Genomic DNA, 25,964 nt, shown 5'->3' on the forward strand with positions numbered 1-25,964 from the left:
GTATGGGGAATGATAAAAGTCTAAAAAGCAAAAGTTATGTATAACTTTTTTTAAAAAAATAACTAAAAAATTTAAAGATATATTCTAAGGTATTAACATTAACCCACCGAAAAAACACAGCATCAGACATGAGACTAAGCGCTTGGTACACACTACGTAAATTTGTTTATAACAATTTACATGACGATGAATATGAAACTAAGTTTAGTCGAGCGATTAACTTTTTACTGATTTTTTTAATTATTGGTAATGTTATTGCAGTGCTATTAGAGTCGATGAATGACATCTATAAACTGTATAAATTCTATTTTGATACCTTTGAAAATATTTCGATTGTGGTTTTTACCGTAGAATATATTTTAAGGTTTTGGAGTGTGGTTGAAAAAGAACCTTTTGTGCCTGAGTGGAAGCAGCGTTGGAACTATGTAACCAGTGGTGCTGCAATTATCGACTTATTGGCAATTTTACCTGCTTATCTCAACTTCTTTGTGCATATCGACCTACGTTTCTTACGTATTTTACGTCTGCTACGGCTGTTAAAACTAACACGTTATTTTGTCTCCTTACAGATTTTATTACGTGTGATTGAACGTGAAAAGGGTTCATTTCAAGCAGTTATTTTTATTTTATTGATTATGATTGTGATGGCAGCAGCAGGTATTTATGTGGTTGAAAGTCGCATACAACCCGACGTTTTTAGCTCTATTCCTGCGTCTATGTGGTGGGCGGTAGTAACTTTGACAACGGTAGGCTATGGGGATGTAACGCCAGTCACGCCTTTGGGACGTTTTCTCGGCGCATTAATTACCATACTTGGGGTGGGTTTGGCGGCTTTACCTGCAGGTATTTTGGCAAATGGTTTAGCCAATGAATTAGAGCAAAGAAAACAACAGCTTGAATTAAAATTTCGAGATTTATTAGCAAGTTGTGAAATCGACATTATTGACGATGAAGAGAAAATAGAAGATATCCGTAGGGAGGTCGGTTTATCTTCTGAACAAACCCGAGATATTATTTTGCAACTTATCCGTGAACGTAAAGAAGAAGCTTTACAGCGTGAAAAGAATAAATATTGTTTTTGCCCAAATTGTGGGCATAAACTGCCTGAATAAAATTGAATCAATCACAATACATATCGCACACGACTTGTTTGTATATTCTTCATGAGAAGACCAATGTATGAAAATGTAGTGTTGCGATATAGCAGAGCGTCATTAAGCTTGAAAATATTTAATAGATTTTTAGCAAAAATAATTTTCAGATTGCTTTAAATTTGAGTACTCCTTTTGCTTTCAGTAAGTAGAAGTTTAGGAAGAGTTTTTTATTTAAATTTTCCTGAAACGGATATATTTAAGAAAGTCCAATAATAATGGATAAAATCCCTGCTGCGATCAGCGGACCAACTGGGACACCACGTAAAATTGCCACACCTGCAACAGTTCCGATCAAGAGCCCTGCGACAATATTAGGCTGATTACTCATGAGTTTCACTCCGCGACCACCGAGCCAAGCGACCAATACGCCTACTGCAATTGCCAGTAGTGATTTCCAACTGAGAAAAGATTTTAAAATGGCATCACCGGGGATTTTACCGCTGGCTATCGGAGTGAGTACGCTAATGGTTAAAATGATAATACCAATATTTAAGCCATGATTTTGCAATAGATAAAAATATTCATTGAGGGGAGTAATACGAAATACGATCAGTACTGCAGCAGCAATCGTCACCGCACTATTATGACTAAAGATACCACATGCCAATAAAACCAAAAGTACGATTAAATTTAAGTCGAGATGTGATACAAAATTCATAGTTGAAATGCGGTAGCGTGATGAGAGAAGATGAATAGTATAACGATATTCGCTGCATAAGCCGAATCCTGAGCCAAGGGCACACAAAAGCAATAGATTCCGCTACAATGGCTGGCTTGATCAATATGTGGGTAGCGCATCATGCTATTGGAAAAAATTTTACAGTCTCAAGGTTTTGGAAGTCGTAAGCATTGCCAGCAATTGATCAAAAATGGTGCTGTAAGTATAGATGGGCAAGTTATCACAGATTTAAAATTTAAAATCTCTGAACAACAATTAAAATTTCAGGTGTTTTCAAAAGAATATCAATATCGAAAGCATGTCTATTTAGCACTGAATAAACCCCAAAATTATGAATGCTCACATCAAGCAACCCATCACTTTAGTGTTTTCGATTTACTTGATGAATGCTTGTTAAATCGAGGCGTACAGTGCATTGGACGCTTAGACCAAGATACGACAGGTATGTTATTACTAACCGATGATGGTCAGTTTTTACAGGCTTTAACCCATCCGAAAAAACATGTCCCCAAAGTATATCTGGTAGAAACCGCTGATCCGATTAGCCAAGTCCAAATAGAACAGCTTTTGCAAGGGGTGGAGTTACGCAACGAGAAAGGTATTTACGCTGCAAGTCAGGTTGAAAAATTAGCAGAGTATCAATTGTTTTTAACGATTCATCAAGGCATTTATCATCAAGTTAAACGGATGTTGGCTGCGGTTGGAAATAAAGTGCTGAAGTTACATCGCCAGCAAGTAGGGTTACTAGATTTAGGGCGGTTAGAACAAGGGCAATATCTATATTTGAATGAACAACAGATTCAAGCTGCAAAAAATCAGAGTGAATCGATTGAATCTTTAGAATAGCAAGGTAAATGTGCTGCTCGTTAAACAATGAAAGTCAGTTTTCTCTTACAAGAAATAATTTATTTTAAGAAACAATGGTAAGTGCAAAATTCTTCATCACGGACAAATCCCATTTTTTCATAGAGTTGGTGGGATTGATAATTTGATTTTTGCGTTTCTAAGCTGATACGCAAGGCATTTTCATGTCGTGCAAATAAAATTGCGGTATCAATCAACTGTTTTGCAGAACCTTGACGACGATAAACAGGCGTAACATACACATCATCTAAAATATAATAAGTAGAACATGCCAAAGATGAAAAACCTAGATATAACAAAACAAAACCTGTAATAGCATCATCTTTAATGTGAATAAAAATTACACTTTCTCTGTTTTCAAAGCGTTGTTTAAGGAAATGATAAGATTCTGAGATATTTGAAGAAGCACCATAAAATTGACGATATTCGTCAAACAGAATAGCAAGTTGCTTTAAATCGGTTTCTGTCGCACGTCTTACAATCATTTTGTTTCTCTTCTATTTTGTTATCATTCTAAAAGAGCATAACTAAAAAACTGATTATTCAACTAAAAAAATTGTTTAAAAATGCGACACTGTTAAGTTTTGTCACTTTGTTCGTTTAAAATTGCATTCAATTCTGCAAAAATATCTTCTTCATCCAAAACTGAAGCATCATTTTGTTCAGATGCGGGAAGCTGTTCTTGTTTGATTTTTTTTAATTTTAACAACTGTTCCATATTAATATTTTGATTTTCAATCGCAAAGGGAATAGATTTGGTTAAAACTACTTGTTTAAAGAATAAACGGACTGCTTGGGCGGGTGTAATTCCCAACTGCTTAAAGACAGCAAAAGCTTGTTTTTTTTCTTGTGAATCAAGGCGTACTTGATAAACTTCAGTTTTTCGCATGAATGAGCCAAATCATAGAGTCGGTTAGGGTTTTATTTTAATCAAACTAAATGTAATTTCAATGATTAGACATGAAAAAACAAAAAATGTCATTACAATGTCACACCAAAATCAGTTCAAAATTTGAGGTAAAATGCATTTGCTGCTGAGTGATGGGGTCTTTAAAGGAAAGTGCTTTAGCAAGGAGCTGCAAAGGTTCAGAAAAATCAGCTTCATTTTTATGAGTCACAACGGGGTAAAATGGGTCATTTTTTATAGGAATATTTAAGTAATTTAAATGTACTCTTAATTGATGTTGTTTGCCAGTTTCAGGTTTTAGTTGGTACTTTGCCCATGTAGAATTGTGAGCTAACATCTCAATTTCTGTATGAGAATTCACTTCACCTTCAGTAATTTTCATAGTGTAAAAAGGCTGCCCTTTTTCCATTCTTAAGTGGACACTTTGTGGAAAATTCAATTCTGGACGATAAGCAGCAATTGCATGATAAATTTTTTGCACTTGTCTTTGTGCAAATAATTGTTGGTATATTCCACGTGTTTCAGCTTGTTTTGAAAATAAAACAATCCCCGCAGTTTCACGATCTAGGCGATGAATCGGGCTTAGCTCAGGATTGTTTGTAGCTTTCTTTAAGCGTACCAGTAAAGTTTCTTGTAAATATTGTCCTGTCGGGCTAATGGTTAAAAAATGTGGTTTGTCTACAGCAATAAAATGCTCATTTTCAAATAAAATTTGTTCTTTAAATGGCACATGGGTTTCATTTTCTAAAAAACGATAATAAAAAATATGACTATTTTCTAAATAGATGCTGTCCACATGTAAAATTTGACCATTTTCATCGAAAATAAGTTGATCGTAGAAGCGTTGTTGCCATTCTTGTGATGAAATATGGGAAAATTTTTCAGATAAATAACTCAACAAAGTTTCAGGCTGAGTTTCAAGCTTGGGAAGATAAACTTGGCTTGGACTCACGCCATTGAGCATCGGTGGTTTGAATTTTAAAGCAGTCATTTTTCATGAAACATTCAACAAAATATTTTGACATTCTAATTAAAAAGATCTTTTTATGCATTGATTGAATATAGATAAGCATAAAACCTGATTTTTAAAATATTTAGTTACATTTATTGCGCTATGCTGGCTATTTAAAAGTTATTTTATAGCTTATATTTGACCTAGGTCAAAAATAAGGTGTGATTATGAACAAGCAAGAAATCAGTGGAAATTTACAACAATTGCAAAAGCGTATTGAAAATGCTTGTTTAAGAGTGAATCGAACATCGAAACAGATTCGGTTAATTCCTGTGACTAAAACCAAATCTGTTGGCATGATCAAAATGGCTATAGAGTTAGGGATAACTCATGTAGGAGAGAACAAAGTTCAGGAACTCATCAGTAAGGCTGAACAGTTGCCACATGAAAAGTTAGAATGGATTTTAATTGGACATTTGCAAACCAATAAAGCCAAAAAAATAATTCAATATATTAAAGAGTTTCACGCACTTGATAGCATCAAGTTAGCAGAAAAGTTAAATAAAGAATTACAGTATATTGATAAAAAAATTGATGTTTTTATACAGGTTAATACCTCAAATGAAGCCAGTAAATATGGCATTCAACCTGAACAACTTGCAGATTTTTTGAATGAAATGCAGCAATTTGATCAACTCAATGTCGTTGGTTTAATGACCTTAGCTTTACATACCAAGCAAGAGTCGCAGATTAGACAATGTTTTCAATTACTCAGAAAACTATTGGATGAATCACGTATTTATTATCCAGATATTTCCCGTCTATCTATGGGGATGTCAGGAGATTTCGAGATTGCGATTGAAGAAGGTGCCACTGATATTCGGGTAGGACAAGCAATTTTTGGTCAGCGAGTTTTACCCGATGAATATTATTGGCCAAAACAGGGGAAAAGTAATGGATAGTATTTATCAAGTTGAGCTTTTTCATCAACAGCGTTTGATTGGAAAATTTATTACTGGAAATAATTTCCCCAAAAAAGATTTATCAGCTTTTCTTCAGAGTGTTTCTCAGCAAGATTTAGAGATTAAAATTTATAAAGGTTGCAATGAAAAAAGAATATTAACCGTTGAAAATGGCGTGACCAAAGTCATTGCTACACATTTTGATTTTCAAAGATGCGATGATTGGGGGACTGAAGAATGAGCAGTTTAATTAATTTTTATCAAAAATTAGAGGTAGACTTTATTCGTGGAGAAGGGTGTTATCTATGGGATGAATCAAACACACGTTATTTAGATATGACCTCTGGGATTGGTGTGAATAATTTAGGTTTTTCGCATGTTGAACTGAATGGTGAAATTCATGCACAAATACAGAACTATATCCATCTTTCAAATTTATTTAAAAATAGTTGGTCAGAGAAGTTGAGTGATAAACTGGTTGAAATTACTCAGTTACATGCGAGTTTTTTCTGTAATTCTGGAACAGAGGCAAATGAAACTGCGATTAAGATTGCAAAATTATATGCATATGAAAAAAATATTGAAAATCCAAAAATTATTGTAATGAATCAAGGTTTTCATGGTCGTACTTTAGGAGCATTGTCGGCAACTTCAAATAAAAAATACAAGGAAAAATTTGGACAGTTACTTGATGGTTTTATTTTCGTTGATTTTAACTGTATTGATCAAATACTCGAAGTGATTCAACAGCATAATGTCTGTGCCATTCTGTTAGAGCCGATTCAAGGTGAAGGTGGTATTCATATTGCTTCGACCTTATACCTAAAACAACTTAGAAAAATATGTGACCAATATAAAGTTTTATTGATTTTAGATGAAATTCAATGTGGTTTAGCGCGGACAGGCTATTGGTTTTATCATCAAAAAGCGGGAATTATTCCAGATATTTTAACCCTTGCAAAAGGTTTGGCAAATGGAGTACCGATCGGTGCATGTCTAGTGAGTCAAAAATTAAATGATCTATTAATGCCAGGATTACATGGTTCGACTTTTGGTGGAAATCCTTTGGCTTGTCGTGTGGCTTTAAAGGTTTTGGAGATTATTGAAAGAGAGGAACTTATTTTAAAGAATAAACAAAAAGGAGAATATTTAATCAATCAATTACAGTCAAAATTTACCAGTGTAGAGGGAATAAAATCAATACGTGGTGTGGGTTTAATGGTTGCAATTGAACTGAATGAAAGTATAGAGGATATTTCACAACAGCTATTCTTACAGCATAAAATACTCATTAATATTACACAAAGTAAAATTATTAGATTATTACCATCTTTCTTAATTACAGAAGAGGATATTCAATATTTTTGCGATAGTTTATATCACTTTATAAAATCAAAATCTATTAAAAATAAGGAGCTTATCTAATGAAAAAAATTAATGTCATACAACATCTAAGTTTTGAAGATTTAGGGATTTTTACTGAAACTCTAGAAAATAATCATTATGAAATTCATTATTTTCAGGCAGGTGTAGATGATTTAACATCTGCATTTAAGTCTAAACAGCCTTTATTTATTTTAGGTGGTCCAATCGGTGTTTATGAGACCGAAGCTTATCCTTTCTTAATTGATGAAATAAAACTTTTAAAACAAAGATTAGCTGAAAATAATGCTACTTTTGGTATTTGTTTGGGGGCACAACTGATTGCCCAAGCGCTTGGTGGGAAGGTTTATGCAGGACATCATAAAGAAATTGGTTGGGGGAAATTACAACTGAGTGATCTTGGACTTGCCTCTTCATTACGCTTCTTAGATGGTAAAAATGTTTTGCATTGGCATGGAGATACCTTTGATTTACCCACCCAAGGTGCGCATTTAGCCAGTTCTGATTATTATAAAAATCAAGCATTTTGTATTGGTCGTCATATATTGGCGGTGCAGTTTCATCCTGAGGTGAATACACAAGAAATTGAAAAATGGTTGATAGGGCATACTTGTGAGTTAAATAAAGCTGAGATCAACCTACATAAATTGAGAGAAGAAAGTTCATTATACGGTGCTGAATTGAAGCAGGCAGGTCAATTGATGCTAAAAGATTGGTTAAATAATTTAACACCTCTATAATATTGTGAGATTGGTTTTGAATAAAATTGTATGAAAATTCAAGGAAAGAACGGCAAGGAAATACAAGAGAGCATTCGACTCTTAATTGCGCAAGGTGTTTATCAGGAAGGTGACACTTTGCCCAATATTCGTGATTTAGCACAACAGTTAAATGTGAATCGTAATACTATTTCTGCAGCCTATGCAGCCTTAGCGAAGTTAGGTGTGATTCAAACCAATAAGCGTTTAGGTACTCGGGTGAGTTATACAAAAGTACGCAGTGGTGAAGGTATTCAATCTGATGTACAAGCAGAAATTTGTGATTTAACGCATGGTAATCCAAATCGAGAACTGTTACCCAATTTACAGAATATTCATTTTCAGAATTTATCTGTAGGCCTATATGGTGAAAATATTTATCATAAAGCTTTAAAACAATATGCCATCAGTTATATATTTTCAGATATTTTAACTTATCATCCTGATGCCTGTTATACATTAGCTAATGGAGCAACGGATGGAATAGAAAAAATTCTTTCTGCTTATTTATTAGCACAAGATCCTGTCGCGATTGAAAGCCCTGGTTATATTAATAGTATTAAAATTTTAGAAAATCAAAATTTTCAGATTTATTCTATTCAAGTGAATCATCAAGGTCATAATTTAATAGATATTCAGCAAGCATTAAAAAATAATATTAAAGCACTGATTATTACACCACGTGCACATAATCCAACGGGTTATAGTTTGACTGCGGAAGAAGCATTAAATATAAAAAATATTCTAAGCAATTATCCAAATACTTTGATTTTAGTAGATGATCATTTTTCTTTAATTTCGAATGCAGATTATCAGCATGTTATTCCTGAAAATGCTGAAAATTGGGCGGTATTACGCTCTGTATCTAAATTCTTAGGTCCTGATTTGCGCTTTTGCTTTATTTGTTGTGATCAAAATACCGCTCATTTATTGGCAAAAAAAATGAATGCAGGTACGACTTGGGTCAGTCATTTATTACAAGAGATTGTTTATCAATTGCTTACTCACCATGATTTTGCGCAACAGATTGCAAAAGCACGACAACATTATGCACTGAATAACCAATATTTTGTACAATTGATGCAGCAAAAAAAAATCTCCTGTGCTGCAACATATGATGGGCTAAATGTGTGGTTGGCACTGGATCAACCACAATATTGTGTAGAAAAATTATTAGAAAAAGGATGGTCTGTACGCACAGGGAATGATTTTTTTGTTGAAAATACTCCGTTTGGGATACGTATGACTTTATCAGATTTAAACTATTCACAAATCGAAAGCTTAGTTGATGATTTACTATCTATCATGTGTTAAATAAAAATATGATGCATGTTGGTGCTTGGATTCAGTTAATAATTAACTTAAAAAGTTGTGTGAAAGATTATCTCCCACTTCAGTAGTTTTTACATTGAAAGCGATGTAATGTTATCATGAAGCACTGCTTTTACCGTGTTGTCTCAATCTATGCAATATTCATTTAAACTCAGCCTTAGCAATGAACAAGATACTCAAAAATTAGCCAGTATTTTGGCGCAAAATTTTGCTCAAGGTGTAATTTATTTGATTGGTGATTTGGGGGTAGGGAAAACCACATTAACGCGTTATTGGCTACAAAAACTCGGTCATCAAGGGGCTGTAAAAAGTCCCACATATACACTGGTTGAACCTTATAAAATTCAAGGAAAAGAAGTTTTTCATTTTGATTTATATCGTTTAAATGACCCTTATGAACTTGAATTAATGGGAATTCGAGACTATTTAGATATTGAAAATGCACTTTTTTTGTTTGAGTGGCCATCCAAAGGTGGTGATGAAATTCCTCAAGCTGATATTATTTTAAATATTTTAAAAACCGATGATGAAGAGATGCGAGAGGTCATCATTGAGTTAAATGATGCAGCATTTTATACACAATTACAGGAAAATTACGCATAGGTTTTGGCATGTCGACAGTAGAATTAAGCCAAAAAAGAATTCATACCTTACATCCTGCGCTTGCCAACCAGATTGCGGCAGGTGAGGTGATTGAACGCCCATCTTCTGTGGTCAAAGAATTATTAGAAAATTCAATTGATGCGGGTGCAACTGAGCTCATTGTTAGAATAGCCAATGGTGGCAGTACCTTAATAGAAATTATTGATAATGGACAAGGTATTCATCCTGAAGACTTAGCGCTGTCGGTGACAAGACATGCAACCAGTAAAATTCAAACCGCAGATGATTTACACGCCATTGTGAGTTTAGGTTTTCGTGGTGAAGCCTTGGCTTCCATCGCTGCTGTTTCACGTCTGACGCTAAGCAGTAGCCAAGATGAATCTGGTGTCGGTTATCAAGTTGAAGTCAATGGTACGGCATTTGATCACCAAGAGATTCAAGCTGTAGCTGCTCAAAAAGGAACACATATTCGGGTACAGGATTTATTTTTTAATGTACCTGCACGGCGTAAGTTTTTGAAGAAACCCAATACTGAGTTTGGGCATATTGAAGAAATCGTTAGACGTTTGGCTTTAACCCATTTTGATATTCGTTTTGTGTTAGAACATAACGAGAATATTCGCTTGAATCTTCCGATTGCAGACAGTGGGGAATTACGCTTTCAACGTGTACAACAACTTTTGGGTCGTCAATTTACTGAAAATGCGTATTGGATCGATGCCGATAGTATCAGTATGCGTTTAACAGGGTGGCTCGGTCATCCTTCTGATGCACGTGCGCAAGCAGATTTACAATATGTTTATGTGAATGGGCGTATTGTTAAAGATAAAACCATTTCCCATGCGCTGCGTATGGCGTATGATGGTATTTTGCATGGACATCAACACGCAGCATATTTGTTATTTTTAGAAGTTGATCCTGAAAATATTGATGTCAATGTACATCCGACCAAACATGAGATTCGCTTTTTAAATCAACGTGAAGTGCATGAGTTTGTTCGCCATTTTGCTAAAGATACTTTAGCGCAATTTCAAACAGCAACTGCTGATTTATCTAGTGCAATGAAAACAGAGCAAGCAGCAACTGATTTGCAAGTTGCTCAACCGCGTTATCAAGAACAATTTCAATTACATCGAGATACAACTACTTCACAAACACCACAGGGAAATAGCCTAAGTCAGCAAGGTGATCATTCTCCGCCTGAGCCTGAGGTATTGACTGATTTTAGTTCAAATCAACCGCAAAGCGTGCACTATCAAGCGCAACAGCAATATCGTAGTACCCCGCAGCTCAATAATGCTTTAAAAAGTTATCTTGCGCCTTTACGTGAAGTTTCTCATCAGAATGAAGCTCAGGAAGCTTTGTCTGATCAAGCTTCATATGACCAATCCGTTGCAGCGTTAAATGCAGTTAAAGCAGTACAGGTAGATGAATATCCTTTAGGTGTTGCCATTGCGCAGCTACACGGTATTTATATTTTGGCGCAAAATACTGAAGGTTTGATCATTGTCGATATGCATGCTGCACATGAACGTATTTTGTTACAGCAAATGAAAATGGCGTGGGATAAACCTGAGTTTTGGACATCACAACAATTGTTAATTCCCAAAGTGATTTCTATCACTCGCATGCAAGCCACACGGATTGAAGAATTAAAGCCACAATTGGAACGCTTAGGCTTAGACATTGACCAATATGGCGATGAACAAGTGATCGTTCGTGGTGTGCCTGCGATTTTGCATAAAGCTGATTTTGCGGCACTTGTACCAGAATTATTAAATGATTTAGATCCAAATGATGAAGCGCAAGCTCTGCAACAAAAGCGAGATCATATTTTGGCTGGTATGGCTTGTCATGGTGCGGTACGTGCGCATCGCATGCTAAGTTTGTCCGAAATGAATGCCTTGCTGCGTCAAATGGAACAAACTGAATTTGCCAGTCAGTGTAATCATGGTCGCCCGACTTGGCGAGCATTTCCATTGACACAATTAGATAAATTATTTGCTCGAGGAGAGTAGTTGTTCATGTCAAATCAATTGCCTGTTATCAATTTAATGGGACCTACTGCAAGCGGTAAAACTGCTTTGGCATGTGAACTCTATGAGCGTGGTGATGTAGAGCTGATTTCAGTTGATTCTGCATTGGTGTATCAAGATATGGATATTGGCACTGCCAAGCCCACCAAAGCTGAACAACAGCAATATCCTCACCATTTAATTGATATTATTACACCTTTACAGGTTTATTCTGCTGCAGAATTTGTTGAAGATGCATGTAATTTAATTGATCAAATACATGCGCGTGGCAAAATGCCCGTATTGGTGGGTGGAACTATGCTTTATTTCAAAGCATTGCTGGAAGGCTTATCTTCAAACCTACCTAGTGCCGATTATGCTGTGCGCGCAGAAATCGAGGCGAAAGGAGAGGCCAAAGGCTGGCAAGCCGTGTATGAGGAATTAAAAGCAGTTGATCCACTTGCAGGTGAAAAATTTAAAGTCAGTGATAAGCAGCGTATTATTCGTGCTTTAGAAGTTTACAAATTGACAGGGCAAGCAATTACAAAACTACAAGCAGAACAACCCAAAAATGTTGCATACCGTTACAGTTTTCATAATTATGCTTTATTGCCTGATCGGGTAGAATTACATCAAAGAATTGAGATTCGTTTGAAAAATATGTGGAAAATCGGTTTTTTAAATGAAGTTGAAAATTTGATTGAAAAATATGATCTAAACGATAATTTGCCTTCAGCTCGTTCTGTTGGCTATCGTCAAGCTTTGGATTATCTTAAAAATAGTGACAGAAGTCTTAAAAGTAAGCAAGAAATGGAGGATAAAGCGTTATACGCGACACGACAATTAGCAAAACGTCAATACACTTGGTTGAGATCTTTGCAAGAATCCCACCAATTTAAAACCTATTTGACTATAAAGCAAGCTCAAGAAGACTTGCGAAACTTATATGGATAAAGCAAAATTTACCTACTATCTTTTTTATAAATTTTAATTGAAAAATAAAGATAGTTTTTGCGCTGATTTTTAAAATTTTTTGGAGTATAAAATGTCTAAAGGTCAAACTTTACAAGATCCGTTCTTAAATTCTCTCCGTAAAGAACGCATTCCAGTTTCTATCTTTCTTGTAAACGGTATTAAGCTACAAGGTCATATTGAGTCATTTGACCAATATGTAGTGTTATTGAAAAACACTGTAAGCCAAATGGTTTATAAGCATGCGATTTCTACTGTTGTTCCTGCACGCAATCCACGTCCAGCAGGCGCTCCAGCAGGTGCGGCTGGTCAAACTGCTGGCGGCTTTGGTGGTCAAGGTGGCTTTGGTGGTAACCAAGGTGGCTTCGGTGGTCAAGGTGGCTTTGGTGGTCAAGGTGGCTTTGGTGGTCAAGGTGGCTTTGGTGGTCAAGGTGGCTTTGGTGGTAACCAAGGTGGCTTTGGTGGTCAAGGTGGCTTTGGTGGTCAAGGCGGCTTCGGCGGTCAAGGCGGCTTCGGTGGTCAATCAGGCGCTGGTTTCGAAGGTGAAACTAAGTTTGAAGATTCACAAGATGATGAAAATAATCGTTAATTCATGATTATTGTATGAATTAAGCTTTTTAATTCATGTGTTGAAAATGGGTACTTTTAGAGTACCCATTTTTTATGTATTGAAAATAGTCATAAAACTCATTATAGAAGAAGATATAACTAAAAGCACAGAGGGCTTGTTCGATCTCATTGCTTTCAACTTTGTTAGAGCTGAGAATATCCTCAAAAGATGAAAATGAGAATTTGATTCTACTTTGTCAAGAAAAACAGTTAGATGTGTGGTTAAAATCTTTTGAATAATCTACGAAAATGAACTATAAGTAATTGTTTAAAAATAAAAAGTTGGTCTTGTGCTTTTAAAAGTATGAGGTCTTAATCAAATGAATAAAACTATTTAATTAAAGGACAAAAAATGTCATTAGGTGCAATTTATTTGTGGGAACCTGAAATTTTTACAGGGCAAATTCCTTCATTGAATGAATCTGAGCGCGCAGCTTATGAGTTATACCAACAGCATCGAGATACAACTGCGGTGGGTAAAAAGTTGCAAGATTGGGCGGAATATATGGTTCAAAAAGTTACCCATTCTGACTACAGCGAATATTTTTCAAAGGAAGTTCAGCAGTGGTGTATTGATTTACAGCATGGCCTCACAGCTGAGCCATGTGCGATATTAGAATTAGAACATTTTGATATTGTTGCACAGGGCGATGCTTTATACAGGGTATTTTATGAGGCAGTTCAGTATTCAGGGGTTGGTTTTTATGAACCACGCTTTTCAGTGTGGGGAAATAGTGCTGTACAAGTCCCTGATCAAGCAGTCACAGCTGTTTTAACATCTTTTTTAAAACCACTGAGTACTGAGCAACAGTCTTTTGAGCTAGACAAAATTGAAGCACCTCGCAATATAAAGAAAGCGGAAGAATTGTTTAAGTTATGGTGTTTACATCATCCTATTTTAAAAAAATCTAGAGTTACATCGATTCTATAGCAAATATGATTTTATTGAACCGCGCTGGAATGAACCTGATGCCGAAACCTCTATAAATAGTGGGATGCGATATTTTATATTTATTAATAAAAAACAAAATATTTTTTACCAATTAAAATTTTCTCTCAAGAGTTTAAGTAAATTTCCAAACATTGATTTGACTTTGGATCTTACAAATCATTTCTTAACAGAGGAAATGAAACATAAATTTGCGAAGAAACTTAAAATTAGAATAGATATTGTAGATATTAGAGATACTACACAAAAGTTATCTGGCGCTGAAAAATTTTATCCATTAGAGTTTGATACAAATTATAAATGGGAAAGCAGCTATGGGGTCAAAAATTTCTTAGTAGAGTTTGACCGTTTTATCAAATTGTTACACCAGCATTTTGCAGATGGTAATTTAAACAGTCTACAAACTTGGGCTTATGGGGATAATATTGATAATATCCTAGTGCAAATGCATTGGTCACAGGAACTTATGATTATTGCACTTGGCTTAGATCAGGATTATCTAGAAAAACGTTATCAATATCATTGTGAAATTCTTGGTAATGAAAAAAGAGACTCAGAACTTCAATATTTAAAAGACAGTTATGCAGAGTATAAAATATTAATGAGTCTTGTTGAAGAGGCGGGTACTGCATTAGCTCCTTATCGGAAATGAGTGGGTTAAATTTTTGGTAATGTTCTAAGGTAGTGTTTTAAATTTTATGCCAGTTAAATCTATGAATAGAGAAACTAAAAATACATAAATTAAGTTCTCTATGTTTTCAAGGCTTCATGACATTTAAGTGGTGGGTGAAATATGGTCAGCATACTTTTTGAAATAGCATTACTCTTTTCAAGCTATTCTTTAAAAAGTATAGGATGATTAAGCAGTTTAATTATATGTGACTATTTTTATAAAAAAACCAGTCAATTAAGACTGGTTTTTTGTTGCTTGTCTTATAGATTTATTGAGGCTGATAACTTTTATCATCTAAACTTTTATCTTTGATTTCAACATAGGTATTGGCACGTAGTTCACGCAACCAACCATCGAGTTCAGAGTCGAATTGACGTTCACCTAAAATTTGACGTGCCATACGTTTTTGATATTCATTGGTCATGTCTTGTTTACGAATATCTTGGACTTTCAAGATGTGCCAACCAAACTGAGTTTCAAACGGTTGACTAATTTCGCCAGCAGGGGTGTTTTGCATTACTTTATCAAACTCAGGTACCATCATACCTGGACTCACCCAACCTAAACTTCCACCATCACGTGCCGAACCTGGGTCATTTGAATAAGTTGCAGCAAGAGTTGCAAAGTCATCGCCTGCTTTTAAGCGATTATAAATACTTTCAATACTTTGTTTGGCATTTTCAGGTGTTACGACTTCAGAAGGTTTAATCAGGATATGGCGTGTTTCGTATTGAGTCACCAGTGCTTTTTGCTCATTGCCTTTACGTTCAATTAGTTTGAGCACATGAATACCATCTTGTGCTTTGATTAAATCGGTGGTTTGTCCTGCACTGAGTGAACTGACTCGTGCCGCAAGATCTGCTGGGATGGCAGAAAGTGGGCGAAAGCCCATGTCAGCACCTTCAACCTTAACTTTATCTTGACTAAACTTTTGCTCTAATGCTTTCACATCATTGTTGCTATTTAGCTCAGTCTTAATTTGTTTTGCTGTATTTTCAAGTTCGCTGGCACTCGCATCACCTGAGATACGCACGTGAATAACATGCGCTTGGCTGCCAACAGCAGCTTGACCTTCAGGAGATTTAAGGAAGTTCTCTACATCTTGATCAGAGATCTTAATACGAGACATGACTTGTTGCTGACGTAAACGTTGAATCAGTAAATCATCTGAAATACGATTACGTAAGCCTTCGTAAGTTCCTGGTGCCATCGCATCCAGTTTCTGTTGGAAAGCTTCAAGCGTGGTTACACCTGATTGATTAGCAACTTTCAGTACTGCATCATTCAAAGTCTTTTCATCAATTTTTAAATTGTAACGTTTAACTTGGTCAAGCTGAGCATTTTGTATGATTAATTGGTTTAAAATCTGACGTTGTAAAACCTGAGCGGGTGGAACTTCTTTCTTTTGTGCTTGCAGTTGGTGCGCAGCTTCAGCCATTCCTTGCTGTAAATCGCTTTTTAAAATTGCACGATCACCAACGACTGCAATCACTTGGTCAGTAGGTGCAGCAAATGTCGGCATTGATGAAGAAATGAATAGTGCTAATGCGCTAGCCTTAAAAAGTAGTTTTAAATTTTGCGTCTTCATTAATGTGTCCAAGTTTGATTAACTTTATCGAAGCCTAAAATACGGTTTTCTAACAGCGAACTTAATTTATTGTTTAAGCCACCTAAGCCTTTTAATGTAAATTCAACCATCACAGCACGTTTAGGCTTGGCATCTGGTGCATTTACATCATCTAAATCATTAAAATACTCACGACCATACAGTGAAACACCCCAACAGCATGATTCGTAATTGATCCCTGCAAGATATTCACGTGCAACGTTATTGTCTATATCATATTGCACATGCCCCATGATACGCCAATTGTCTTTTACGGGTTGTATAAATGATGCAACTACTTGATCGTATTGTTCTTGTCGATCTGGTAAATAATCACGGTAGAAATAACCGATGTTATATAAATTGCCTTTATTCCCTGTGTAATACAGTTGGAAATCACGTTGAGCATTATCACCATTCGACATCCATGCTGAATTTGCGCTCACAGTAAAATTTTCTGTCAACTGACTAGATAAACTGACAACAGGCCCTGTTTTGCGTTCTGTGTCAAATTCATCACTGCGTTCATTCAGGGTTACACGACGATCTTGGAAATAATAACTTTGACCAATGCCTGCACGTAGACGCTCTAAGCCGACTGTATCAAATAGACTATAACTCACCCCAAGCGATAAGAAGTTATTGTCTTCTAAGCGGTCATGTCCATAGAAGCGACGTGGGTTAAAGAGTTGATCATAGCTGATGGATGCGGTGGTAGAGTCAAAGTTTGGATAACCATTTTGATTTTCATACGGTGCATAAGCATAAAATGCACGCGGTGAAATGGTTTGTAAGTATTTACCTTCACGTTCAAAGGTTAAACCTGCATCAAAAGTAAACTCAGGCACAACGACAGATTTATTTTTATTGTCACTGGTCTGGCTTGGATTCGCTGCATCAATACGATCAATGGTTTTTTGATCATAAAAAGTATTTAAAGTACGGACGCTGGCTTGTGGAATGGCAAAACCCCACGGATTTCTAAAGTTATAACGTGCAGAAAGTTCGTTATAAAGACGCGTACCACTTGGTTGATAAATAGATGAATCGGCGTTAGTAGCTCTATTAAAATCATTAATATCTTTTTGGAAATAAGCGGTATCGTTATTGAACTCAAACTCTAAACCTTGAGGATCACCTTTCACATAATTCACCAACAGTTGTGGTAAGCGCGCATAAGGCTTATCTACATCAGCTAAGGCTTTGTCGAGTGTTTGGAAGTCTTCAACACGTAATTTTGCATTTAAACCGGGAATGCCATTGGCATAGTTTAACTCCCAAGCACGTCGCTGATTGAGTTCTGTGCGTGAGTTCGGGTCGCTGTCTAAGTCTGAGAAAAAGTCTTTATCAGAAACGTAGTTATATTCTAAATTGGTTGACCATTGATCGTTAATTTGCCAAGCATGTAAGAAGTGTAAATCTTTACGATCTTTATCGTCATATTCTTTGTCTGAAGGTAAGTAACTTCCCCAAATACGACCTGCGCCAAAATCTTCTGTTAAATAACGAAATGAACCTGCAGCTTGTACACCACGATCACTAATGACACGAGGGGTAATGGTGGCATCATAATTGGGTGCTAAGTTTAAATAAACAGGGACTGCAACTTCAACACCACCATCGTTGGTAAAACCAAACGTTGGATTTAAAATCCCTGTGGTACGACGGTCATCAATCGGGAAGTTAAAATAAGGCACAGCGAGAACAGGGGTGTTTTTAAGGTAGAGTTTAGTGCCACGTGTCACACCACGGCCAGTTTCTTGATTTAGTTCAATTTTATTGGCTTTTAGTTGCCATGTTGGTGATTGTTCAGGTGGACAAGTCGTATAGCTTGCATCTTCAAGTACGACTTTTTCAGGCGAAGTTCTTTCGATTTTTTTAGCATGACCGTGTGCATGTGTTGCTTCAGCAATATAGAAACTATTGTTGAGTTCGCCTGTTTGGGTCTTTAAATTGTAATCAATTTGATCACTTTGTGCGATCAAGCCGCCTTGTGCCATTTGCACATTGCCTTTGGCTTTGGCAAAGGTTTGAGTTTTATCAATGACGACTTCATCGGCACGCACCATGCGACCATCTTGATCGATGACCACATCCCCTGAAAGGGTAGAGTCGCCATTTGGATTGTAATAGCCATGATCCGCAGTAATGACAGAAGTTGTTTCTTCAGGCGATGCTGCTTTTTGTTCGGTATTAAAAGGTGTGACCCAAACTCCATCGCAATAACGGTTGCTGATAGTATCAGGATCGCGTAGTTGGGCTTGTGCAGATTCTTTGTCTACATAATATTGACTAAAGAAATTTTGTCCCGGATAGCTTTCCTGAATGGCTGATTTTAATGTTTCATTATCCACAGCAGGCGCAGTGTCCGTAGATTCGGCATAGCTGGATACTGAACTTCCGCAAAGAAGTGTCAAAATAGCAGTCGCTAAAGGATTAAATTTAAACTGATGCTTCATTTGTCTCATTAACCAAGTATGCAGATCGCAATTAATTATTGTCGAATCATAGAGAAAAAGTTGATAAGTAGCTACACTTAGCACTTCAAAAAATCAGCCTGTAATAGATTTAATTGCAAATGAAAACACAACGTGAACAATTGATACAAACATGGATAACATCTGTACTCAATTCAGATCAATTTGAAATCAACTTTTTAGCAGGCGATGCTAGTTTCCGTCGTTATGCACGAATTAGCTTGAATAATAAAACATTTATGTTGATGGATGCACCACCTGAACAAGAAGATTGTGTACCTTTTGTGTCGATTGATGAATTCTTTGACCAACATGGCGTGCGTGTGCCGCATATTGTGGCAAAAGACTTGGAGCAAGGTTTTTTATTGCTTGAAGATTTTGGTGATGTTTTGTTATCAACTTTGCTGAATGATGAAACTGTAGATGCCTATTATGCACAAAGTTTTAAGCAGTTGGTGCAACTACAATCCATTGATGGCGAAGCACATTTTCCTGCCTATGCGTATGAGAAGCTCATTTCGGAAATGGAATTGCTCACCGATTGGTTATTACCCTCACTTAACATTCAACCGTCTACAGATGAAAGTGCTTTGATCAAACGTACTTTTGCGATTTTAGCCAATGCAGCGTTGGCGCAACCACAAGTAATCGTCCATCGTGATTTTCATAGCCGTAATTTGATGAAGTTGGATAATGAAACGAACTTAGGTGTGATTGATTTCCAAGATGCAGTGATTGGTGCAGATACTTATGATCTGATTTCGATCACTCGTGATGCGTATGTGCAATGGAATGCCGAGCGTGTTTATCAGTGGTTTAAAGTATTTTACGACTTATTACCACAAGCACAAAAACAAGATCGTGATTTTGAACAATTTAAAAAACAAGCTGACTTTATGGCGATTCAGCGTCATATCAAAATTTTGGGTATCTTTGTCCGTTTATTTGAGCGTGATGGAAAATCTGGTTACTTAAAAGATTTACCACGAGTGATGTGGTACTTGGTTGAAGAATCTAAACCGTATGCAGAACTACAACCTTTTATGCAGTTTATCCATGCTAAAGTTTTGCCCGCTTTTGAACAAAAATATGGCAAATACGAGGTTGTAGCATAATGAAAGCCATGATTTTAGCGGCAGGTTTAGGTAATCGTATGCGTCCTTTGACGCTGTATAAACCGAAGCCTTTGCTTGAAGTGGGTGGAAAAGCCCTAATTGTTTGGCACATCGAAAAATTACAAAAAATTGGTGTGACTGAGATTGTGATTAATTCAGCGTGGTTGGCTGATATCTTGATCGGCACATTGGGTGATGGTTCACAGTTTGGTGTGACGATTCGTTGGACACGTGAAGATGAAGGCTTGGAAACTGCAGGCGGTATTATTAATGCCTTGCCTTTGTTGGGGAGTGACCCATTTATCTTGGTAAATGGTGATGTATGGACGACTTTTGATTTTGCTAACTTGCTCAATATTCAGTTAGGTGAAGACTTGGCACATTTGGTCTTTGTTGAAAATCCAAGCCAGCATCCAAAGGGTGATTTTACCTTAGCCAATGGTCGTGCTTATACTTTTGATCAAGGTATGCAAGGTGAAAATCTAACTTTTAGTGGCATATCTGTCATTGATCCAAAAATGTTTAATGGTTTGGAACAGGGTAAACGTCCATTAGCACCCTTACTGAAACAAGGCATGTTGGATGCGAAGGTATCTGCGGAAAAAATGTCTGCTGCATGGGTCGATGTGGGAACACCTGAGCGTTTAAGCGCTTTAGATTTACAAATTCGACAAGGTAAATACGCTTAATTGCGTATTAACTCATCGTTCACTAGTGTTCCACGACCAAGAAATCGGTATACTTTCACTAATTTTTTAGAGATGTTGTGAGTTTATGCATCCATATTTTCAAGACTTAAAGCAAGGCAGTGAAAAGCTTGGGTTAAAACTCAGCGATGAGGCACTTGGACTTTTATTGAAGTATCAAGACGCACTGGTGCTGTGGAACAAAGCATATAATTTGACCGCCATTCGTGATCCCAAAGAAATGTTGGTGAAACATCTTTTAGATAGCCTAAGTATCTTAAATGATTTGCCTGAAGGGCGTTTGCTCGATATTGGTACAGGTGGCGGCATGCCTGGTATGATCATTGCTTTATGTCAGCCTGAGCGTCAATGTGTCTTGCTTGATTCAAATGGTAAAAAAATCCGATTTTTAAAACAGTTTATTGCTGATTTAAAATTGCAAAATGTTGTAGCCGTGCAAACGCGGGTGGAAAATGAAGACAGCATCCAAGAATTAGGTCAATTTGACGTGATTACCAGTCGTGCTTTTGCATCATTGACCGATTTTGTTGCAGCTTCAAAGCCATTTATGCATACTGAAAGTGTAATAGCATCAATGAAAGGTTTGATTCCTGAAGATGAAGTGACGCAGCTAAAAGATCAATTCAATTGTGAAATCATTGAGTTGCATGTACCTCGATTAGATGAGCAGCGTCATCTACTTCTATTAAAACAAATTTAAATCATCTTGGAAATTGGGGTTACCATGGCTCAAATTATAGCAATTGCGAACCAAAAGGGTGGCGTAGGTAAAACCACAACAGCAGTGAATTTGGCAGCCTCTTTGGCGGTGTTGAAGAAACGTGTGTTATTGGTCGATATGGACTCACAAGGCAATGCCACAATGGGTTCAGGTATCCAGAAAAATGACTTATTGTACTCTGTGACTGATGTTTTGCTTGGTGAAGTGCCGATAGAAACAGCCATTACCAAAGCCGAAGTCGGTTATAAAGTTCTAGGTTCAAATCGTGATTTGGCGGGCGTGGAGTTGGCGATTGCAGAACAAGAGGGACGTGAGTTTATTCTGCGTGAAGCACTCAAAGAAATTGAAAATCAGTTTGATTATATTATTGTTGATTGCGCACCAAGTTTAAGTCTGATTACTGTAAATGCGTTAGCTGCAGTACAAGGTGTTTTAATTCCAATGCAATGTGAATACTATGCTTTGGAAGGCTTGGCAGACTTAACCCAAACCATTGACAAAATCCAACAAGCATTGAACCCTGAACTAGAAATCATCGGGGTGCTGCGTACTATGTATGATGCACGAAATGCCTTAACCCGTGATGTGTCGGCAGAGCTTGAACAATATTTTGGGAAAAAATTATACGACACTGTTGTACCTCGTAATGTGCGCTTGGCTGAAGCGCCTGCGCATGGTTTACCGATTATTTATTTTGAGAAAAGCTCTAAGGGGGCGATTGCCTATCTCAACTTAGCAGCGGAAATGTTGAAAAAGAGTAAAGTGAAAAAAGGAAGCAAAGCATGACCATTAAAAAACGAGGATTGGCAAAAGGTCGTGGCTTAGATGCATTATTAGGTTCAATCCAAAAAGAAAAATTACAGCTTGAAGCGCAAGCCTTAGATCATGGGCAGCTTAAACAAATTGACGTTCATCAATTAAAGCGTGGTGAATATCAACCACGTCGTTTTATTGATGAGCAAGATTTACAAGAACTTGCAGCGTCTATCAAAAAGCATGGTGTGATGCAGCCGATTGTGATTCGTCCAGTGGAGGATAGCGATACACCATATGAAATTATTGCGGGTGAACGACGTTGGCGTGCAGCACAAATCGCAGGTCTGACTGAAATTCCTGCGATTGTGCGTGATTTGACAGATCAAGTTGCGATTGCTTTGGCTTTGATTGAAAATATTCAACGTCAGGATTTAAATCCAATTGATCAAGCTTTGGCGCTACAACGTTTCCATGAGGAATTTGGTTTAAGTCATCAAGAAATCGCAGAAACCGTAGGGAAAGCACGAACCACAGTCAGTAACTTGTTGCGCTTGTTAAGTCTTGCAGATGAAATTAAAGACCTGATGCAACAAGGTTTGTTGGATATGGGACATGCCCGTGCCATTTTAACTTTAAAAGCTAAAGATCAATTACAGATTGCAAACATCGTGATCGACAAGAGCTTGTCAGTACGTCAAACTGAGCAATTGGTACGTGATTGGAACACGCCAAAGCAAGAAAAAACCAAACAAGTTGCGCCAGATGTGGAGCAGTTAACACAAAAGCTTTCTGAGCGTTTTAGTGCCAATGTTAAGATTGACTATAATAAACAAGGCAAAGGTAAGCTGGTGATTAGTTATAATTCACTAGATGAGTTAGATGGAATTCTAAATATTTGTTTAGCTGAAGAATAAAATTTATAGCGCATGTTTTAAAAATTAAATTTGGGGAATAACTATGTGGGAACTCATTAAAGCGGGCGGTTGGCTGATGCTACCGCTCGTACTGTGTTCAATTTTTACCGTGGCAATTTCGATTGAGCGTTTCATTCGTTTACGACGTATATCGGTATTGCCAAAAAACTTATTGATTCAAAAAAATCAGCCGCTTGCCACAGTAGTCAATAATCTAAAAACAAACCCAACTGCAAGTCAAAGTTCTTTGGGATTTATTTTTAATGAAGGCTTAGAAGCATCTACAAAAGGTGAGCAATTTGCAAGGGCACAAATGGAAGCCACGGCTTCTCGTGAAATTTCATATTTGGAAAAAAACATTAACTTTTTGGGAACGCTGAGTGCTGCTGCACCCTTATTGGGGTTGTTAGGTACGGTTGTGGGGATTATTGAATCGTTTTTGGTGATAGATTTAGGTTCAAATGCGAACCCGACCATGATGATTCCAGGGATTTCTAAAGCATTAATTACCACAGCAGCAGGTATGCTGATCGCAATTCCAGCGTTGTTTGCATATCGTTATTTTCAACGTTTAGTACAAGAATACGTGGCAGAACTTGAACAACAAGCAACTTTATTTCATGCGGCTTTGTTTTATCAGGAAAATGATCAACAAGCTGAAAATGATTTAAAAATTGCAGGTTAGAGATAGGCGACTTCAATGAAATTTAAAAGAAGAACTGTTGAAGATCTACATATTAATCTGACCCCGATGATTGACTGTTTGCTGTTTATTTTGGTGTTTTTATTGTTGACCACGACATTTACACAGCAAAGCCGTATTAATTTATCCTTACCAGATGCGCAAGGTGTACCACCAAAAGACTATCAACACAAAATTGAAGTCGTGGTAGACTCAAGCGGACATTATGCGGTGAATGGTCAAGCCCTTTCATCCAAAGAAACTGCAGATTTGAGTACAGCTATTAAACAGTCTTCACAAGATCGTCGTGACCTGATGTTTGTAATTGCTGCTGATGCAAAAGCGACCCATCAAGATGTGATTCGTGTTATGGATGTCGCAGGTCAACTCGGTTTTGTGAATATTAACATCAGTACCAAAGTCCCTTCCCGAGGTTATTAATTAGTGAAACAGGATTTCAAAGTCTATTTACGACTATTAAGTTATTTAAAGCCGTTTTGGGGCATAGCGATTTTAGTCGTCATAGGTTTTGCATTGAATGCTGCTACAGAAGTATCTGTAGCGAAACTGCTTGAAAAGATCATCACCGCTATTCAAGAAAAAGATCGCAGTTTTACAGCATTGTTTCCTGCACTTGTTGTCTTACTGATGTTTTTTCGTGGCGTAGGCTTGTTCATGGGTGGTTATTTCACTGCGGTGATTTCACGAAATTTAATCTTTAATATTCGTCAGGAAGTCTTTGCCAAGTTACTAAGGCTACCTGCGCAATATTATCTGGACAATAGCAGTGGGCATATCACTGCTAAAATTATGTATAACGTTGAGCAGCTTACAGCAGCATCAACAGAGTCATTAAAAACTATTGTACAACAAGGCTTGATTACTATCGCTTTGTTGGGATATTTGCTTTATATCAATTGGAAGTTGACGTGTTGTATTTTAATTTTTGGTCCATTGATTGGTTTGATTATTCGTAAAGCTTCCAAACGCATGCGTAAGCTCTCCACACAAGTGCAAAATACCATGGGGGATGTCAACCATGTGGTACAAGAGTCAGTCAATGGTCATTTGGTCGTGAAAGGTTTTGGTGGGCAAGCCGCTGAACAAGCACGCTTCAAGGAACATTCATTAGAAAATCTCAAGCGTGGTTTAAAAATGGTCATCGTACAACAACTGAATAGTCCAGTTGTACAACTGATTATGTCAATTGCGCTGAGTATTATCATGTGGATTGCACTTAGACCTGAAATTATTGGTGATATTTCCGCAGGTGAGTTTGTATCTTATATTACTGCAGCAGGGATGCTGAGTAAGCCGATCAAAACTTTGACCGATGTGAATGAAAAGTTGCAGCGAGGTATGGCAGCTGCACATTCAGTATTTGAATTGCTTGATTTACCTGAGGAAAAAAATACAGGTACATTAACACCACAGTTGCAAGGTCGTGTTGAATTTAAACAGGTCAATATGACTTATCCTGATGGTTATCAAGCTATTTCAGATTTTAATCTTTCTATTCAAAAAGGTCAGACTGTTGCAATTGTGGGGCGTTCAGGCGCAGGTAAATCCTCTTTGGTGAATCTGCTTATGCGTTACAATGAAATTAGTTCAGGGCAAATTGAACTGGATGGATATCAAATTCAAGATATTGAAATCACATGCTTAAGAACACAGATTGCGATTGTGAATCAACAAGTGGTTTTATTTAACAGAACCATTCGTGAAAATATTGCCTATGGGCAGCTTGAAAATGCCACCGATGAACAAGTCATTGCTGCGGCAAAAGCAGCTTATGCACATGATTTTATTATGGCACTGCCACATGGTTATGATACTGAAATTGGTGCGCAAGGTTTAACGCTTTCAGGGGGGCAACGTCAACGAATTGCCATTGCTCGTGCGATTTTGAAAAATGCGCCAATTTTGATTTTAGATGAAGCCACTAGTGCTTTAGATAATGAATCTGAGCATTTTATTCAAAAAGCATTTGATCAAGCGATGCAGGATCGAACAACCATTGTGATTGCACATCGCCTTTCGACCATTGAAAATGCAGATTTGATTGTGGTTATGGATAAAGGGCGTATTATTGAAAAAGGTACGCATGCGGCATTATTGGCTAAGCATGGTGCGTATCATCAATTACATGAACGTAGCTTTGAGGAATAAATCTC

At 37.0% G+C, this 25,964-nt stretch carries 27 protein-coding genes; 21 read left to right on the forward strand and 6 right to left on the reverse strand.

Going from position 1 to position 25,964, the window contains the following annotated elements:
* The first annotated feature begins 128 nt into the window (after positions 1 to 128).
* A complete protein-coding gene (locus HUS24_RS02195) occupies positions 129 to 1,112 on the forward strand; it encodes an ion transporter (protein WP_173910416.1) in 984 nt (327 codons plus the stop codon).
* A 238-nt stretch (positions 1,113 to 1,350) separates the two neighbouring features.
* On the opposite strand, the gene HUS24_RS02200 is transcribed toward HUS24_RS02195, so the two are convergent.
* Entirely contained in the window at positions 1,351 to 1,812 is a 462-nt protein-coding gene (locus tag HUS24_RS02200) for a DUF441 domain-containing protein (RefSeq protein ID WP_173910417.1), read from the reverse strand.
* A gap of 141 nt (positions 1,813 to 1,953) precedes the next feature.
* Here HUS24_RS02200 and HUS24_RS02205 point away from each other — a divergent pair, with 141 nt between their 5' ends.
* Complete coding sequence (locus HUS24_RS02205) at positions 1,954 to 2,679, forward strand: pseudouridine synthase (RefSeq protein WP_173910418.1); 726 nt, start codon at positions 1,954 to 1,956, stop codon at positions 2,677 to 2,679.
* A 59-nt stretch (positions 2,680 to 2,738) separates the two neighbouring features.
* Here HUS24_RS02205 and HUS24_RS02210 read toward each other — a convergent pair whose 3' ends face one another.
* The 3 genes from HUS24_RS02210 to HUS24_RS02220 form a co-directional block, all read right to left on the reverse strand.
* Positions 2,739 to 3,182, reverse strand: coding sequence for a GNAT family N-acetyltransferase (locus tag HUS24_RS02210; RefSeq protein WP_173910419.1), 444 nt, complete (start codon positions 3,180 to 3,182; stop codon positions 2,739 to 2,741).
* A gap of 92 nt (positions 3,183 to 3,274) precedes the next feature.
* A complete protein-coding gene (locus tag HUS24_RS02215) occupies positions 3,275 to 3,586 on the reverse strand; it encodes a type II toxin-antitoxin system RelB/DinJ family antitoxin (RefSeq protein WP_173910420.1) in 312 nt (103 codons plus the stop codon).
* 100 nt (positions 3,587 to 3,686) lie between these two features.
* Positions 3,687 to 4,595 (reverse strand): pseudouridine synthase, encoded by a 909-nt coding sequence (locus tag HUS24_RS02220; RefSeq protein WP_173910421.1) that lies wholly within the window; start codon positions 4,593 to 4,595, stop codon positions 3,687 to 3,689.
* Positions 4,596 to 4,783: 188 nt separating this feature from the next.
* On the opposite strand from HUS24_RS02220, the gene HUS24_RS02225 reads away from it, so the two are divergent.
* The 11 genes from HUS24_RS02225 (at position 4,784) to HUS24_RS16990 (ending at position 14,791) form a co-directional block, all read left to right on the forward strand.
* Complete coding sequence (locus HUS24_RS02225; RefSeq protein ID WP_173910422.1) at positions 4,784 to 5,518, forward strand: YggS family pyridoxal phosphate-dependent enzyme; 735 nt, start codon at positions 4,784 to 4,786, stop codon at positions 5,516 to 5,518.
* Positions 5,511 to 5,759 carry a hypothetical protein gene (locus tag HUS24_RS02230; protein ID WP_173910423.1) on the forward strand — a complete coding sequence of 83 codons (249 nt, stop codon included), beginning with the start codon at positions 5,511 to 5,513 and terminating at the stop codon, positions 5,757 to 5,759. The genes HUS24_RS02225 and HUS24_RS02230 overlap by 8 nt, the downstream gene beginning before the upstream one ends.
* Complete coding sequence (locus HUS24_RS02235; protein WP_173910424.1) at positions 5,756 to 6,943, forward strand: aspartate aminotransferase family protein; 1,188 nt, start codon at positions 5,756 to 5,758, stop codon at positions 6,941 to 6,943. The genes HUS24_RS02230 and HUS24_RS02235 overlap by 4 nt, the downstream gene beginning before the upstream one ends.
* Positions 6,943 to 7,641 carry a glutamine amidotransferase gene (locus HUS24_RS02240; RefSeq protein ID WP_173910425.1) on the forward strand — a complete coding sequence of 233 codons (699 nt, stop codon included), beginning with the start codon at positions 6,943 to 6,945 and terminating at the stop codon, positions 7,639 to 7,641. The genes HUS24_RS02235 and HUS24_RS02240 overlap by 1 nt, the downstream gene beginning before the upstream one ends.
* Before the next feature lie 30 nt (positions 7,642 to 7,671).
* Positions 7,672 to 8,973: an aminotransferase class I/II-fold pyridoxal phosphate-dependent enzyme gene (locus HUS24_RS02245; protein WP_173910426.1), complete on the forward strand. Its 1,302-nt coding sequence runs from the start codon at positions 7,672 to 7,674 to the stop codon at positions 8,971 to 8,973.
* Between the two features lie 150 nt (positions 8,974 to 9,123).
* Positions 9,124 to 9,594: a tRNA (adenosine(37)-N6)-threonylcarbamoyltransferase complex ATPase subunit type 1 TsaE gene (gene tsaE, locus HUS24_RS02250; protein WP_173910427.1), complete on the forward strand. Its 471-nt coding sequence runs from the start codon at positions 9,124 to 9,126 to the stop codon at positions 9,592 to 9,594.
* A gap of 8 nt (positions 9,595 to 9,602) precedes the next feature.
* Positions 9,603 to 11,612: a DNA mismatch repair endonuclease MutL gene (gene mutL, locus HUS24_RS02255; RefSeq protein ID WP_173910428.1), complete on the forward strand. Its 2,010-nt coding sequence runs from the start codon at positions 9,603 to 9,605 to the stop codon at positions 11,610 to 11,612.
* A gap of 6 nt (positions 11,613 to 11,618) precedes the next feature.
* A complete protein-coding gene (gene miaA / locus HUS24_RS02260) occupies positions 11,619 to 12,563 on the forward strand; it encodes a tRNA (adenosine(37)-N6)-dimethylallyltransferase MiaA (RefSeq protein ID WP_173910429.1) in 945 nt (314 codons plus the stop codon).
* Positions 12,564 to 12,654: 91 nt separating this feature from the next.
* Positions 12,655 to 13,170 (forward strand): RNA chaperone Hfq, encoded by a 516-nt coding sequence (gene hfq / locus HUS24_RS02265; protein WP_173910430.1) that lies wholly within the window; start codon positions 12,655 to 12,657, stop codon positions 13,168 to 13,170.
* Positions 13,171 to 13,542: 372 nt separating this feature from the next.
* A complete protein-coding gene (locus tag HUS24_RS16985; RefSeq protein ID WP_254433791.1) occupies positions 13,543 to 14,121 on the forward strand; it encodes a hypothetical protein in 579 nt (192 codons plus the stop codon).
* 64 nt (positions 14,122 to 14,185) lie between these two features.
* Entirely contained in the window at positions 14,186 to 14,791 is a 606-nt protein-coding gene (locus HUS24_RS16990; protein ID WP_254433792.1) for a hypothetical protein, read from the forward strand.
* A gap of 289 nt (positions 14,792 to 15,080) precedes the next feature.
* Here the strand turns inward: HUS24_RS16990 and HUS24_RS02275 are convergent, their stop codons facing one another.
* A complete protein-coding gene (locus HUS24_RS02275; RefSeq protein WP_173910431.1) occupies positions 15,081 to 16,400 on the reverse strand; it encodes a peptidylprolyl isomerase in 1,320 nt (439 codons plus the stop codon).
* Positions 16,400 to 18,877 (reverse strand): LPS-assembly protein LptD, encoded by a 2,478-nt coding sequence (locus HUS24_RS02280; protein WP_173910432.1) that lies wholly within the window; start codon positions 18,875 to 18,877, stop codon positions 16,400 to 16,402. Before HUS24_RS02280 ends, HUS24_RS02275 begins: the two co-directional genes overlap by 1 nt.
* 119 nt (positions 18,878 to 18,996) lie before the next feature.
* Here HUS24_RS02280 and HUS24_RS02285 point away from each other — a divergent pair, with 119 nt between their 5' ends.
* The 8 genes from HUS24_RS02285 (at position 18,997) to msbA (ending at position 25,959) form a co-directional block, all read left to right on the forward strand.
* Positions 18,997 to 20,010, forward strand: a complete 1,014-nt coding sequence (locus HUS24_RS02285; protein WP_173910433.1) for an aminoglycoside phosphotransferase family protein — start codon at positions 18,997 to 18,999, stop codon at positions 20,008 to 20,010.
* Positions 20,010 to 20,699 (forward strand): N-acetylmuramate alpha-1-phosphate uridylyltransferase MurU, encoded by a 690-nt coding sequence (murU, locus tag HUS24_RS02290; RefSeq protein ID WP_173910434.1) that lies wholly within the window; start codon positions 20,010 to 20,012, stop codon positions 20,697 to 20,699. Before HUS24_RS02285 ends, murU begins: the two co-directional genes overlap by 1 nt.
* 85 nt (positions 20,700 to 20,784) lie before the next feature.
* Positions 20,785 to 21,417: a 16S rRNA (guanine(527)-N(7))-methyltransferase RsmG gene (gene rsmG, locus HUS24_RS02295; protein WP_173910435.1), complete on the forward strand. Its 633-nt coding sequence runs from the start codon at positions 20,785 to 20,787 to the stop codon at positions 21,415 to 21,417.
* Positions 21,418 to 21,441: 24 nt separating this feature from the next.
* A complete protein-coding gene (locus HUS24_RS02300; RefSeq protein WP_171531762.1) occupies positions 21,442 to 22,224 on the forward strand; it encodes a ParA family protein in 783 nt (260 codons plus the stop codon).
* The gene (locus HUS24_RS02305) at positions 22,221 to 23,108 is read left to right on the forward strand and encodes a ParB/RepB/Spo0J family partition protein (RefSeq protein WP_173910436.1); all 888 of its coding nucleotides are present in this window, start codon (positions 22,221 to 22,223) and stop codon (positions 23,106 to 23,108) included. Before HUS24_RS02300 ends, HUS24_RS02305 begins: the two co-directional genes overlap by 4 nt.
* Before the next feature lie 43 nt (positions 23,109 to 23,151).
* Positions 23,152 to 23,793 (forward strand): MotA/TolQ/ExbB proton channel family protein, encoded by a 642-nt coding sequence (locus tag HUS24_RS02310; protein WP_173910437.1) that lies wholly within the window; start codon positions 23,152 to 23,154, stop codon positions 23,791 to 23,793.
* Between the two features lie 15 nt (positions 23,794 to 23,808).
* Positions 23,809 to 24,231 carry a biopolymer transporter ExbD gene (locus tag HUS24_RS02315; protein ID WP_173910438.1) on the forward strand — a complete coding sequence of 141 codons (423 nt, stop codon included), beginning with the start codon at positions 23,809 to 23,811 and terminating at the stop codon, positions 24,229 to 24,231.
* 3 nt (positions 24,232 to 24,234) lie between these two features.
* Complete coding sequence (gene msbA, locus HUS24_RS02320) at positions 24,235 to 25,959, forward strand: lipid A export permease/ATP-binding protein MsbA (protein ID WP_173910439.1); 1,725 nt, start codon at positions 24,235 to 24,237, stop codon at positions 25,957 to 25,959.
* Positions 25,960 to 25,964 lie beyond the last annotated feature (5 nt).

The organism is Acinetobacter sp. Marseille-Q1618 (assembly GCF_902809855.1).
Lineage (GTDB): Bacteria > Pseudomonadota > Gammaproteobacteria > Pseudomonadales > Moraxellaceae > Acinetobacter.